This is a genomic window from Brasilonema angustatum (genome assembly GCF_059505445.1).
On sequence record NZ_JCACKO010000029.1, the window covers coordinates 1 to 16,038 of the forward strand.

2 protein-coding genes are annotated in these 16,038 nt (G+C 45.5%); both read right to left on the reverse strand.

Translation table 11 applies throughout. The annotated features are described in order from the left end of the window. On the reverse strand, nt 1–2,100 hold a 2,100-nt coding region (locus tag AC5JM2_RS07280), incomplete at its 3' end, for a condensation domain-containing protein (protein WP_495834233.1). Nucleotides 2,101–2,102: 2 nt separating this feature from the next. Further along, entirely contained in the window at nt 2,103–15,995 is a 13,893-nt protein-coding gene (locus tag AC5JM2_RS07285; RefSeq protein ID WP_495834234.1) for an amino acid adenylation domain-containing protein, read from the reverse strand. Between the last annotated feature and the right edge of the window lie 43 nt (nt 15,996–16,038).

Below are 16,038 nucleotides of genomic sequence, written 5' to 3' on the forward strand. Positions count from 1 at the left end.
TCCTTTAGGAACGCCAGTAGTACCAGAAGTAAAGAAAATATAGGCTGCATCATCAGCAGATATTTCCGGCAGGGGTATTGCATGACTGCTTTCTAAAGAATTTATCGCTTCTGCTGTATCTGGATTTACACAGATGCTAGTTAATGACTGCCATTTATTTTGGTCTTCTGGGGGTTGACTATCGATGTACAATATGTATTTAGCTTTAGCTTCTTGAAGCATCAGCCGTTGGCGATCACTGGGAAGTTGGGGATCGAGGGTCAGCAACACTCCTCCACTCAAGAGGACGGCGATTATACTGGCAATCATTCCCAAACTTGGTGTTCCATACACAGCTACGACATCTTCCCGCTCGATTCCGTGGTTTAGCATCACCTGTGCTAAAGCTTGAGCTATTTTGCCTAATTCCCCATAGTTCCAAGTGCGAGATTCTTGAGACAATGCTGACTGTTCTGGGGTGCTATTTACCCAATAAGTAAACTCTGTTGTGACTAATTCATATTGCGGTTCTAGTAAAACTGTTCTTGGATTTGGCAGCAGAGATTGAGCTTGTGGTGTCACAAGAGAATAGGAAGCGATCGCACTATCAGGAGCAGCAACAATCTGACTCAGCAAATAATGAAATTGTTGCAGCATTTCCAATATTCGTTCTGAAGAAAATAGGTCAGTATTATAAACTAATTCCAGTTTTATACCTTGTTCTCGTTCTGTAATATATAGGCTTAAGTCAAACTTGGAAGCTTCTGCTGTTGGAATTGATATAGATTCTACAGATAATCCAGACAGTTCTAATTGATTGTCCCCCAAGTTAAGTAGATTAAACCACACTTGGAAAATCGGATGATAGCTAAGATTCCGTTCTGGCTGCAATGCTTCCACTAACATTTCAAAAGGTAAATCTTGATGAGCATACGCTCCCAAGCATACTTCTCGCACCTGCGCCAGTAATTGCCTAAAACTGTGATTATCTCCCAAGTAGGTATGCAACACAAGGCTATTGACAAAAAAACCAATCAGTCCTTCTGTCTCTGCACGGTTGCGATTGGCAATCGGTGTACCTATGCAAATATCATCCTGCCCACTATAGCGCCATAGCAATGTTTGGAATGCTGCTAACAGCGTCATAAACAAGGTAACATTTTCTTTTTGACTCAATTGTATGAGCGCAACACTAAGCTTCTGTGAGAGTGTAAACTCTTGATTTGCACCGTGGAAAGTTTGTACAGCAGGTCTGGGTCGATCTGTAGGTAACGACAATAAAGCTGGTGCTGAAGCCAGTTTTTGTTGCCAGTAAGTCAGTTTGGTTTGCAGTACATCTCCTTGCAACCACTGTCTCTGCCAAACCGCAAAGTCAGCGTACTGGATGGGTAATTCAGCTAGAGGGTAGGGTAATCCTTGAGTGAAAGCTTCATACAGTTGAGATAACTCACGAATGAAGATGTTAGAAGACCAGCCATCATAGATAATGTGATGTATCTTCAATAGAAAGATATATTCTTGCTCACCCAATTGCAGCAGGGTGAATTGTAATAAAGGCCCGACAGCCAGATCGAAAGGCTTGGATACTTCAGCATCCGCTATTTGTTGAATCCGTTCGGTTTGCTCTTGGGCTGACAATCCTTGCCAGTCTATGATTGGCAGAGTTAAGGTAGGGGGGGGGACAATAATTTGGACAGGTTTTACGTTTACCGTTGGGAAAGACGTTCTTAAGACTTCGTGACGTCGAATGAGTTCACTGAGACTCTGCTCCAATGCAGCTACATTTAGCGACCCGCTTAGCCGCAGAACCAGTAGCATATTGCTAAGATGAGTGTCGGGTAACAACTGTTGCAAAAACCAGAGTTGCTGTTGAGCAAAAGATAGTGGTAGCTCACCGTCTTTTGGCACTCTTTGAATAGGCAAGTGATTATTAGAAGCTTTAACTTGCTTTGCTTGCTGTAATAAAAGAATAATTTCTGTTTTGCGCCCAGCTATTTCCTGTCGCAGACTTGGATTTAACACCCCTTCAGGTGCGTGGCAGCGCAAGCGTTCACCATCGGTTTCTAGGTTAATACTCAAGTTGCTCAGGTGACGAAGGAATTCGACGGTGCTGTTGGTCATTTTCAAAACTCCACTACTTCGCTACTGACTTCTGTAACTGGTAAATCTTTTGCTGCCCAATCCATTACTTCCATGTAAGCTGCTATACCAGCCACTGTAGGAGACTCAAATATCATCTGTATAGGTAGGTCAAGTCCAAAAGCTGAGTTTACCCGTGATATCACTTGGGTGGCTAGCAGAGAATGCCCACCTATTTCAAAGAAGTTGTCCTTGACCCCAATCCGTTCTAGTCCTAGGACTTCACTCCAGATTTGAGCCAGTTGAGCTTCAGTGGGCGTCCGAGGTAAAACAAAGCCAGTTGAGAGATTTCTGGTGGCTGTATCAGGTGCTGGGAGGGAGCGGCGATCCACCTTGCCATTGGGTGTCAGGGGCAGGCGATCGAGGAGGACAAAAGCTTGGGGCACCATGTAATTGGGTAACTTCAGTTGGATCAATTCGCGCACTTGAGGCACTAGCTTCCGGACTAACTTGCCCCGCAAGGGATTGTTAGTATAGTCAGTCCAGGGTTTGGCAGTGACTGTCTCGTTGTCCCAGAAGGCCATAGCTTTCTGGGGATCATACCCTGGCGTCGAACTGGTGCGGCAAAACACCACATCATAGCAACCATCCTGACTACTCTCCCACCAACTCAGGTTAACAGTGTAGCCTAGATGCTGCCCCAGTTCCCAAAACTGCTCTGGATTTATCCCACCTGCTGACTGTTGTGCTAGCAGTTGCCGCAGTTGGCTCACTGTCTCGACACCAGGGGGATGTTCCAACCATTCCCAAATCTGTAGTGCTTGCTGTACCCGTTGATTAGGTACGCGCCTGATTCCCAACAGTTCTGGCTGCTCTTGAAGCAACTGGTTTTGAATTTGTGTGAATGAAAGTTGGTCTAGTTGCCAGTTTAACCAAGGAACTACCGTTGTTTGGACATTAGTATTTACATAGATGGTGACATCATAGCGAAATTGGATTAACTCATTTTGAAAGCGACCGCGTTTGGGCTGAATCTCCACCCAAGTAATTTGGGGAAAGCGTTGCGTTAGGGCGATGAAAAAACTGGGGTCGATGGCCAATTCTTCTTCCCCATCTATACTCTGATGTACCTGCTGCTGCCATTGCTCGACACTTTTGGACTCAGGGACTTGGGACAACTGCACAGCCGCATGGTATGGCTCCAATAACAACAAGTTTCGGACATCACCCACGAAAATAGTGCCGCGATCGCAAATCGTCGCCATGACTCCTTCTAGAACTTGCAACAGATACTCAACGCTGGGAAAATACTGTATAACTGAGTTCAAAATTACAGTGTCAAATTCAATGGGGATACCTTCAAAGTTATCCGCCGTTTTGTGCAGCAACCGAACATTTTCTAGACCATCAACTGCGTGGCATAGCTGCTCAACATGCTTTAGGGCGGCTTTGGAATAATCGGTTCCCCAATACTGTTGGCAGCGTTGGGCAACACGAGATAACAATAACCCCGTGCCACAACCAATTTCTAACACCCGCTGCGGTAACAGAGACAAAATTCGTTCCACGGTACTCTCTACCCACTCCTGCATCTCCGGTGCTGGGATTGGTTGCTTGGTGTACGAACTGTTCCAACCCGCAATATTGAACGTTAGGTCATCTGTAGATGCTTGAGACTGACTATAAGCTTGCTCATAAAGCGTTTGCCAGTCCGAAACGTACTCATTCTGCCATTGGTAAATCTGCTCCGATAATGCTTCGCTTTTGAGAGCCGGCACTAAATAAGCCACTAGACGTTGATCGCCAGGGATGTCAACTCTAGCTACGACAACACTCTCCCGCACCAAGGGGTGTTGATTCAAAACTGCTTCAACTTCCCCTGTTTCGATGCGAAAACCGCGAACCTTCACCTGATGATCTATCCGACCGAGAAACTCGATATTCCCATCACTCAGGTAACGAGCTTTATCTCCAGTTTTGTAAATGCAATCGCCAGATTCTGAACTGAAGGGGTGGCGAATAAATTTCTCAGCAGTCAACTCAGGCCGATTTATGTAGCCACGAGCCAAACCAATACCCCCGATGTGTAGTTCGCCCGGAACACCGATGGGAACCGGTTGGCAATGTTGGTCTAAAATGTAGATCTGTGTGTTAGCAATAGGGCGACCAATGGGTGGTTTCTGGCTGCCGTCGCTACAAAAAGCTACCGTTGCACAGACAGTCGATTCAGTAGGTCCGTAGGCGTTGAACAAGCGTCGGTCTCTAGACCATTGCGCCACCAGATCGGCTGGCATGGCTTCTCCGGCCACAATGATATTCTGCAAGGCTGGCAATTTATCAGCAGGCAGAACCGCCAGTGCTGAGGGTGGAAGTGTAACGTGAGTAATGGACTGGGAATGCAGTAACTGCATTAAATCCTTACCCGGAAGTAATGATTCTGACGTTCCCAAAACTAACCTCGCTCCGGAACCAAAAGCCATAGCAATTTCCCAAATTGAGGCATCGAAGCTTAAGGAAGCGAACTGGAGAATGCGGCTGTCTGGCTGTACGTCAAACAGGCGAGTTTGTGCAGAAGCTAGGTTGCACAATCCTTGGTGAGCGACTAAAACCCCTTTAGGTTTGCCTGTAGAACCGGAGGTGTAAATCACATAAGCTAAGTTCTTGGGCTTAGCACCACTAACGGGGTTTTCTTTACTTTTTTGAGAAATTACTCCCCAGTCTGTATCCAAATAGACCACTTGTGCCTCATGTTTGGGCAATCGGTCCGCTAACGGAGACTGAGTAACCAGCACCTGCAATTGAGCATCACTCAACATATAGGCAATGCGATCGCTGGGATACTTTGGATCTAGAGGCACATAAGCACCACCAGCTTTGAGAATTCCTAACAATCCCACAATCATGGACACAGAACGTTCGACACAAATGCCTACCAGCATTTCTGGTTTCACACCCAGTTTTTGCAAATGATGTGCCAATTGATTTGCCTGTGCATTCAACTCCCGATAGGTGAGTTGTTGCGCCTCAAACACGACGGCTACTGCATTACTGTTCCGTTCCACCTGGGCTTCAAACAGTTGATGCAGACATTGCGAACTCGGATAATCCGTTTGAGTCGCGTTCCACTCCATTAACAATTGCTGCTGTTCGGCTGCTGTGAGTAGGGGTAATCGGTTGACTGGTTGTTCTGGGTCAGCAACAATAGCCGCTAACAACGTTTGATAATGCTGCATCATGCGGGCGATCGTTGCCGCATCAAATAAATCAGTACTGTAACAGCAAAAGCCGTTAAGACCTTCCGGAGTTTCCCAGAAGTGTAGTTCTAGGTCAACCCGAACCGTGTCAAGATGCCAAAGCATCTGCTCTACGCTTAAACCAGGCAAATCCCAATCGGAGGTAGGAGCATTTTGCAGTGCGAATGCCACCTGCACTAGTGGGTTGCGATTCAATTTTCGCTCTGGTTGCAACTCTTCTACTAATATCTCGAAGGGCAAATCCTGGTGTTCATAGGCATTGAGGGTGACTTGCCGCACTTGCGCCAGTAAGGCTTCAAAGGACGGTTCTTGGGATAAATCGAACCTTAAGGCTAGAGTATTGACAAAGAATCCAATCAATGGTTCTGTTTCTTTGCGGTTGCGATTGGCAATCGGAGAGCCTACCACCAGATCCGTTTGTCCACTGTAGCGAGACAGTAATACGACAAAACCTGCCAGCAGCGTCATAAACAGAGTGGCTTCTGACTCCTGGCTGATCTGTCTTAGTTGAGAAGTCAGCAAGGCATCTACTTGAAAGCGCTCTACACCTCCGCGAAAACTCTGTACAGATGGGCGGGAACGGTCTGTGGGCAATTCGATAAGAGGTGGCGCTCCAGCCAACTGTTGCTTCCAATAGTTTAACTGACGCTCTAGAACCTGACTGGTCAGCCACTGGCGCTGCCACACGGTGAAGTCGGCATACTGCACAGATAACTCTGGTAACACAACAGAACTACTTGTTGAAATAGCTCGATAATGGGCAGAAAGTTCGCGACTAAAGACGCCTATTGACCAACCATCAGCAGCAATATGATGAATCGCCAACAGCAGTATGTACTCGTCGGTCGCAACTTGCCACAGCATGACTCGCAGCACAGGGCCATTAGCTAGATCGAATGGTTTGTGGGCTTCTTTTATTGCCTGTTGCTTTGCTTGTTTCCAAGAGTCTGCCACATTCTGGAGATCCACGACTGGCAATGTTATGGTTATCTGAGGGGCAATCACCTGTACTGGCTTGTCATCCTTGATCTCAAAGCGAGTACGCAGAACTTCATGCCGCCGCACAATTTCTTGGAGCGCCCCCTCCAAAGCTTTGACATTCAGATTTCCCACCAGACGCACGGCATAAGACATTGTGTAGGCACCACTTTCGCCTTCCAAGTGATGGAGAAACCACAAACGCTCCTGTGCCCATGACAGGGGTATATCTTTCTCTCTGGGGACGGGCACAATCGCTGGAACCGTCAGACCTGAATCGGTTTGAAGTTCAGCTAAGATCAGATCATTTAACTGGGCTATCGTAGGTGATTTAAATAGATAGCGCAATGGCAAGGAAATCTGGAAAGCTTCCTGCAAGCGAGAAATTACTTGTGTAGCTAGCAGAGAATGTCCGCCGAGTTCAAAGAAATTATCGTAAATGCCTACTTGCTCTAGTTTAAGGACATCAGCCCAAATTTGTGCAACCGTTTTTTCGATTGATGTACGTGGGGCAACAAATTTGTCTAGCAGTTGAGATTCTAAATTTGCTGCAGGCAGGGAGCGGTAGTCTACCTTGCCGTTGGATGTTAGTGGCAAAGTTTCTAGTACCACAAAAGCATTTGGTACCATGTAAAGAGGCAGTAGACTGGAGAGGAACTGGCGGAGTTCACGGTTTGTGGGTGTGTGCTGTTGATATGGCACCACGTAGGCGACTAAGTGTTTATCCCCGGTCGTGTCTTCACGGGCGGTAACACAAGATGTTTGCACATTGCTATGTTGGTTTAGTACTGCTTCAATTTCTCCCAACTCAATGCGGAAGCCACGGATTTTGACTTGGTTGTCAATACGTCCTAGATACTCAATGTTGCCATCAGGCAAATAGCGTGCTAAATCTCCTGTTTTGTAAAGCCGTGAATCTGAGTTTGTACTAAAGGGATTAGGGATAAATTTTTCTTGTGTCAATTCTGGGCGGTTGAGATAGCCTCGTGCCAAACCCGCACCACCAATGTGCAGTTCTCCTGCTATACCAATGGGGACTAGTTGTAGGTATTGGTCTAGTATGTATATTTGAGTATTATGGATGGGGTATCCAATTGGGATGTTTTGCTCATCAATTTCTGTTGTGGCTGAACCCGGTAATTTGCATAGCGTTGCGGCTACAGTCGTTTCAGTCGGACCATATGCGTTTATTAGCTGAGGATACTCACCTATATGTTGCTGCCAGATTCTTAATTGTTGCTTGAGCAGACGCTCTCCGCCAATAGTTACCAGCCGGATGGAATCAGGTAACAGCAAATTGGCATTGGCTAATTCAGTAGTAACCTGATACCAGTATGCTGTTGGCAAGTCTAACACTGTTAAATCCCAATCCCTGCATTTTTCGATAAACATCTGTACAGAACTCAACATTTCATCGGTTCGCAACACTAAGGTTGCACCGCAACTCAGGCAGGGATAGATTTCTGCTGCCGCCACATCGAAACTAATAGAGGAAAACTGGAGTGAGCGATCGCTATTGCTTAATCCATATTCAACAATTGCTGTCTGCGTAATATTAATTAGGGAGTGATGTTGAATCATTACTCCTTTAGGCTGACCTGTAGAACCAGAAGTATAAATTATATATGCTAAATTTTTTGGGATGGTACTATTAACCAAGTCAAGAGCGCTCGACTGGGAGATAAGTTGCCAATCAGTATCCAAACAGACAAGCGGCGCGTGATGCTCAGGTAGTCTCTCAAGGAGTGGCTGTTGAGTCAGCAGCACTTGAACTTGAGCATCTTCGAGCATAAAGTTCAAACGCTCTTGGGGATACTCTGGGTCAAGTGGCACATAAGCCCCACCTGCTTTGAGAATGCCCAAAAGTCCCACCACCATTAACAGTGAACGTTCCACACACAACCCTACCAGCACCGAAGCTCCCACACCCAAAGTTTGCAAGTAATGCGCCAATTGATTAGCACGACAATTCAACTCGCGGTAGGTAAGTTGTTGATTTTCAAACACCACCGCCACTGCATCGGGGGTGCGCTCAACCTGTGACTCAAACAACTGATGGATACACTTATCAAAGGGATACTCAGCTTGAGTATCATTCCACTCGACTAATAACTGATGCCGTTGGTCAGCAGTCAGTAGAGGTAATTCTCTCAGATGTTGTTTTGGCTGGGTGACAATTGCTTGCAGCAAAGTCTGGAAATGACTCAGCCAACGCCCAATCGTGTCTGCATTGAATAAGTCGGTATTATAATCACATTCAACTAATAGCTCACCTGCTATCTCTGCGACATTTAAAGAGAGATCCAGATCCTTAAATTTAACGGCTGAAGGCGATAAGCTAACGTCCAGTTGAAACATCTGTGGCAGATTAATCGGCGGCTCTAAATTAAAGCTCACGTCAGCCAAGGGAGAACGACTAGTATCTCTTGGTAGGTTCAGTTGATTTAGCAATTGGGCAAAGGGGTAATCTTGGTGTTCGTAAGCTTCTAATAAAACACCCCGCATCTGTTTAAGATATTCTCCAAACGTAGGATTACCCGTCACCTGACTGCGTATCGGTAATAAATGGGCACAGTAACCAACCATTCCCTCACCCCCCAAGAGCGATCGCCCAGATGTCGGAACTCCAATAATAATATCGTTCTGTCCCGTGAGGCGGTGAATTAACGTCATGTAAACCGACAGCAGGGTCATTAATAAGGTGCAACCCTGTTGCCGACTGAACAGTTTGAGGTTGGTGGTCACTTGAGCATCAAGCGTTATGGTTTTCCGACTGCTGTTATACGTTTGTATGGGTGGGCGAGTGCGGTCAGTGGGTAAGTCTAAAACAGGAGGTGCGGTCAATTTCTCCAACCAGTAGGATTGGTGAGTTTTCATCTCCTGCATCTGGTAATGCTGATTTTGCCACTCTATGTATTCCCGAAATTGTTTCGGGGGATTCAGGTGGCAAACCATTCCTTGAGACTCGGCTGAATACAAAGCCCCCAATTCTCGGAGAATGATTCCTATTGACCAGCCATCAATGACGATATGATGAGCGCTCAAAACCAATAAATGGATTTCTGGCTCTAATTTGAGCAGATGCACACGCAACAGAGAACCCTGAGTCAGATCAAAGGGTTTTCGGCTTTCTTGGTCGAGCCACTGGGCGACTTTAACAGTGCGATCGCCCTCTACACAACTGAAATCTAATACAGGACAATTGACTTTGAAAGTAGGTAAGACTTCTTGCACATCCCCCTTGGGGCTGATTTTCGTTCGCAGTGCCTCGTGGCGGTCAACTAGTTTCTGTATCGCCTTGTTTATTGCTGTTGCGTTCAACGAACCTCGTAATTGCAGCGTTACAGATTCGTTATAGGCAACTGAGCTATCTTCTCCCAACTGAGCTAATATCCAGAGTTGCTTTTGAGCTTCAGTGAGAGTAACTTCAGATGCAGCCGATGCTATGATGACAGTTTGTTTGGATAGAATTCCTACCTGCTGTTGGTTATCAGGAATAGTTACAACTTCTTTAAATTGACTTTCCTTTAATAGATCCTGCCATTGGTAAGGAGAAAGCAAAGGGTGAGATGGTCTCAAATCCAGATCGGCAAACTTCCACCAACCTTCTGTCAACCCGAATGTCAAATCCAACCAGCGCTGGCGAACGGTTACTTCTAACAGTACTAGCAGCCCGCCAGGAACTAACAACTGCTGTATATGCTGTAATGTCTGACGCAAATCCTTGGTAGCGTGCAACACATTAGCCGCTATGATCAAATCGTACTGACGAAATTCATCCGTCTGTGTTTTAGGATCTTGCTCAATGTCTAAAATCTGACAGCATACAAATGGATAGTCGCAAAATTTCTTTTGAGCTTTGGAAATCAACACAGGGGAGAGATCGGTAAACACGTATTCTGCCTGATGGTCTAGCAGTTGAGCCAGAATATAGGATGTTGTTCCCCCAGTTCCGCCGCCAATTTCCAGAATTCGCACCCTGCATTCCTGTGGTAAACGCTCCAGTACTCCAGAAACTGCCTTTTGCACCAAGGTGTTCATCACCTGTGAACCAGGTGAATCCTGATATAGTTTGGTTAACGCGGTTGAATTACCCTTTGGGAACAACAACTCCAATGGGTGGCACTCTCCCTGTAAAACTTGTGCGAGTTTCTGACCACAGCGCTGGAGCAAGGTCAGTTCTGCTTCTACTTCTGGGTATTGAGCCAAAAATGCAATTTCTTGTGCTTGTGGGTTTTGAATCTCTACTACCTGAGTGACTTCCCAATGATCATCTACTTGATGTAGCACTTTTTCTTCTACCAGCATCTCCAGTAAGCGCTCCAGCAACCGTTGGTGCTGCTCAATGATGCCTAATTGCTCTGCAATAAATTTTGTTGAGAAGCGTCCGGAAGGTTGAAATTCCCATCCCATTTGCTGGAATGCTCTCAAAACATAGGTAATGCTTAGAGCTTCCAACTGAGCTACTGCTTCTCCATAAACTTTGACATTTTGTTGGCAAGTTACTTGATTGAACTCCGACAGAAGGCGATCGCCAATCTCTGAGGCGGTAGGCATATAATCTCTTAGACGGCACTCGTCTCGACTCACCCTCAGATGTGTCAATTCCTTACTGGCTTCTGCATCAATTGTTTGTTGCGTATCCCAGAACAAGGCGGATGGCGTAAAGTTTTTATCCGAAAGGGCTGGTATCAAATCGCTTGATGTTCCACTAGTGATCTTATTAGTTGTTAGTAACTCGCTTAAACCTGACTGGAAAAAACCACCATTCCGCAGTTCCTTGACACTATCTTTGACTGCTTGGATAACATAATTAATATCCGCATTGGTATGTGCTGTAGAAAGAAAACAGTTACGCCCTTCCCAGATATAAACACCTTTGTCAATTAAATGATAAAAAAATAAATCTAGATTTCCTGAGAAAGCAAAACGAAACAGCGAACCAAAATGCACAATGCGGATGGGCACATCTTCTTCTTCAAAGTAAGAGTTAAGTGTTTGGGCTAACTGCGATGTGCGCTGATTTAACTGCTGCTGAAGTTTAGGGCCTTGTTTCTTGAGATGCTGAAGCACTGCTAATGCCGCAACCATGCCTGTGTGATTTTTATTGAAAGTTCCGGCAAAAAATATCTTTTCTACTTGTGGATACGAAGCATCTCCATAGTTCCACAAACCACCATCAATTCCATTCATGTAGGTGGCTTTCCCTGCTACCACTCCTATTGGAGTCCCACCGCCAATAATTTTTCCATAGGTGACGATATCTGCTTTAACGCCAAACCATGTTTGTGCCCCACCTGAATGTATCCGAAACCCTGTGAGAACTTCATCAAAAATCAGTGCTGTTCCTGATGCTTGAGTCAATTGCCTTAACTGCTGTAAAAACTCTTTGGGCTGTAAATCCGGTCGGCGGCTTTGCACAGGCTCAACTAATACAGCAGCTAGTTCTTGAGCATGAACTTGCAAAATCTCAATGGATTTTGGATTTCCATAATCCAGTACTAAAACATTTTCAACAAAGTTCTGAGATACTCCTGAAGCCAGGGGTACAGCTGTAATCTTACCCTCTAACGCTGTGGCTAAGATTCCATCAAACTGACCGTGATAGGAACCAGCAAATAAAGCAATTTTACTACGACCTGTCGCTGAGCGTGCTAGACGTAGCGCTGTCATCACTGCTTCTGTACCTGAATTACAGAAAGTAACACGCTCCATACCAGTCAGTTCGCAAATTAACTGGGCAACTTCTCCTGCTAACTTAGACTGTGGACCAATTTTTAAACCTTGTTGATAGTGCTTTTCAACAGCTTCAGTAACGAACTGTGGATCATGTCCAAAAAGAAGCACCCCGAATCCCATAGTGATATCTACATACTCATTCCCGTCCACATCCCAAAATCTAGAACCTTCCGCTCGCTCTCCAGCGATAGGATAAACCATCTCCTTAATGGAGAGACGGAACCCAGCGGTAGCTCTGCTATCAGCTAGTACCGGACGATAGCTTTGTGCAAGCTGTTTTGATTTTGGATGGCGCTTGTTATAATGATCGCTCAGTATTTCTATATGATGCTGTTGTCGCAGGCTGAGTACATTTGCTTGAGTATCTGCGCCTGGAGAAGAAAGAGGTGAAAATACCTGAGGTGAGGGTTGCTTTAGCTCCGGCTTGGCTCTTGTCGAAGAAGGTGTTGCTTCAGAGATTTGGTTGTGTTGCTCTTTCTTTTGCGAATCAACAGCAGGCATTATAGCTGGAGTGGATTGAAACTGTTCATGGGATGACAATGAACTTTTTGAAGTCGAACCGTTGCCGCCCAAAACCTCTAATTGCTGAGACATTAACTGAGACATAGCTTGGATCTGCTGCGTCATAATTCGTTCTAAGGTTGTCTCAGACGATATTGTTCCTTTGTCTTCAGAATCTTGTTTACTATGAAGGCTCGATTCAGGAATTGAGTGAGCAGAGGTTAGTTGCTCTGGCTGCTGTGGTTGTACGTTTAAATTAGATCGTTGAGGCGATGGCTCAACCCATTGTGAAGATAAATTTTGGTCTATGTACGTAGCTAATGTATAAATAGTTGTCAACTCTTCAAATAACTGACGAATTGCAATTTTGATGTCATAGGTGTTTTCTATCTGACGCACGGCGTCAACGAGAATAATAGAATCTGCACCCATTTCCAGAAAAGGAGCATGAATGTTAACATCTGATGGAGAAACTTGCAGTAAATTCCCGACTAAGGCTTGTAATGTAGCTAAAATTTCTTCTCGTCTGCTAAATGTGGGAGTCGCATCTAACTTTGACTTCTGTTTGTTGCCATTTACAGCCAAGTCTTTTTCATTCATTGTTTGTTCTACTTGTTGAATCCAATAGCGCTGTCTTTGAAACGGATAAGTCGGTAGTGCAACTTTCGCGTGCAGAGAGTCTCCCTCAAACCCTAACCAATCAATTTTGACTCCTTGAACGTATAATTGACTCAAGCTAGAAAGCAGTTGTTGCCATTCTGGTATTCCTGTACGTAAAGAAGGTAGCCACAAACACTCGTTTTCTGGTAAGCATTGACGACCCATGCTCAACAAAATCGGCTTGGCTCCAATCTCTAAGAAGACTTCATACCCTTGCTGATGTAATGTCTGCATACTAGTGGCAAACCGTACCGTTTGGCACGCATGACTTACCCAGTATTCCGCTGTGGTAATCTGCTCGTCAGCTAGTTGTCCAGTGACATTGGATACTAATGGAATCTCGGGCTGTTTGTAGGTGACATGATTGGCTACTTGCTCAAACTCCTTCAACATTGGTGTCATCAGCGGGGAATGGAAGGCATGGGATACTTGTAAACGCTTCGTCTTGATTCCCTGCGCTTCTAACTGGTGGCAAATAGTACTAATGTCTTCACTAGCTCCCGATATTACCACACTTTCCGGACCATTGATGGCAGCAATCGCCACTTTGTCTTGTAATGGTGCTATGATTTGCCGTACTTCCTCAACGGATGCCATCAGCGAAACCATCTCGCCTCCCGGTGGCAGCTGCTGCATCAACTGTCCTCGACGGGCGATGAGTTTAAGTCCATCTTCCAGACTAAAAACCCCTGCTACAGTTGCCGCCACATATTCCCCAACGCTATGACCCATAACCACATCTGGTTCAATCCCCCAAGATTTCCACAATTGATACAGGGCATATTCAAAAGCAAACAGCGCAGCTTGGGTATAAGCGGTTTGATCAATAGGCATGGATGAGGAAGATGAGGGAGAATTTTCAACAAACTTCTCCCCACCTTCCCAGCTCCCCAGCTCCCCTACTTGAGGAGGATAGAGTACTTCTAACAGTGAATGCTCCAGGAATGGGCGAAGAATTTCATCACACTGATCCAATGTTTGACGGAAAATGGGGTGAGTGTCGTAGAGTTCGCGTCCCATATTGATATATTGGGAACCCTGACCCGTGAATAAAAACGCTATTTTTGGACGTTTTCTAGATACTTGTCCGCTTACCAGTCCAACAGTTTCGTTACCAGCAGCGATCACGCTCAACTTTTCGCCCAACTCTGCGGTTGTTCGCGCTACGACAGCGAGGCGGTGCGCAAAATGTGATCGCCCGGTATTCGCCGTAAAACACACATCTGCTATGAATGCTTCCGGATTAGACTTCAAATAAGTTTGATAACGGTTGGCAAGAACTTGCAGAGCCAACTCACTTTTTGCGGAGAGGGTGAGTAGGTGGTAAGGACGCTCAATAACATCTTCATTTTGACTTTTGAGTCGCACCAAAGGTGCGCTGGAAGCGTAACTTGAATTTTGACTTCCTATTGGTGCTTCTTCTAAAATTAAATGCACATTAGTCCCACTCATGCCAAATGAACTGACTCCAGCCAGACGAGGCTGTTGTTTTGCAGACCAGGGAGTAAGCACAGTTGGCACTTCAATCGGGAGTTGCTGCCAAGGAATGTAGGGATTCGGCTGTTGCAGATGTAAAGTGGGTGGGATTAACTTGTGCTGGAGAGCAAGCACAACTTTCATGAGACTTGCTATCCCGGCTGCTGCTTCTAAATGACCAATATTGGTTTTTACCGAACCAATCGCTAGGCGATCGCTCTGTGAGCGTCCTTGATCCAATACCTTTGCCAAGGCTAACACTTCGATGGGGTCTCCCAAAGGTGTCCCCGTTCCATGAGCTTCCACATATTGGATCTGAGTTGGCTCTACCCCAGCATTGAACAATGCTTGACGAATTACCGCTTCTTGAGCAGAACCGTTGGGAGCTGTAAGTCCATTGCTCTGACCATCGTGATTGACCGCCGAACCTTTAATCAGAGCTAAAATATTATCGCCGTCTGCGATCGCTTCACTCAGACGCTTCAGCACTATGATCCCACACCCTTCTCCCCGCACGTAGCCATCAGCACCAGCATCGAAGCTTTTGCAGCGTCCGTCAGCAGCTAAAGCTTTCAGCTTGCAAAAGCCAATTGTAGTTGTTGGCGAGAGCATCAAGTTTACCCCACCCGCTATAGCGAGATTACACTCTCTTGAACGCAGACTGGAGCATGCTAAATGAACTCCCAGTAGCGAAGAAGAACAGGTAGTATCTAGTTGCATAGTAGGGCCTTGTAGACCCAAGATGTATGACAAACGACCAACAGCAATACTTTGGCTATTACCTAATAGCGTGTAAGCATCAATACAAGTCGGGTCGCCAGAGTTTATGCTTAATTGTGAATAGTCATCAAAGCCAACTCCAATAAATACTCCTGTTTTGCTCCCTCTCAAACTTTCTACTGCAATTGAGGCGTTTTCTAATGCCTCCCATGTTACCTCTAGAAGCAACCGCTGCTGGGGGTCTATACTTGTCGCTTCTCGTGGAGAAATCCCAAAGAACTGAGGATCGAACTTGTCTACCTCATCTAAAAATCCACCGTACCGCGTGTACATCTTCCCTGGTACATCGGGATCTGGGTCATAGTAAAAATCAATATCCCAGCGATTTGATGGTACTTCTTGCGTTGCATGTCTTCCCTCGTACAAAAGATTCCAAAATGCTTCTGGATTATTTGCATCTCCCGGAAAGCGGCACCCCATACCGACAATAGCAATTGGTTCTGTTCTTGCTTGCTCAATAGCATCAAGTTGAGAACGCATATCTGTTAGCTCTAAATATGCATTTTTTAATAATTGTCGATAGTTTATATTATTTGAAGTACCAGTCATATCATTCTTATTATGTAATTTTACTGATGCTAGGAGAAAAATT

Bases quoted from the DNA above. Each gene is read 5' to 3' on its own strand.
- AC5JM2_RS07285 (WP_495834234.1), bottom strand. From the start codon at position 15,995: ATGACTGGTACTTCAAATAATATAAACTATCGACAATTATTAAAAAAT.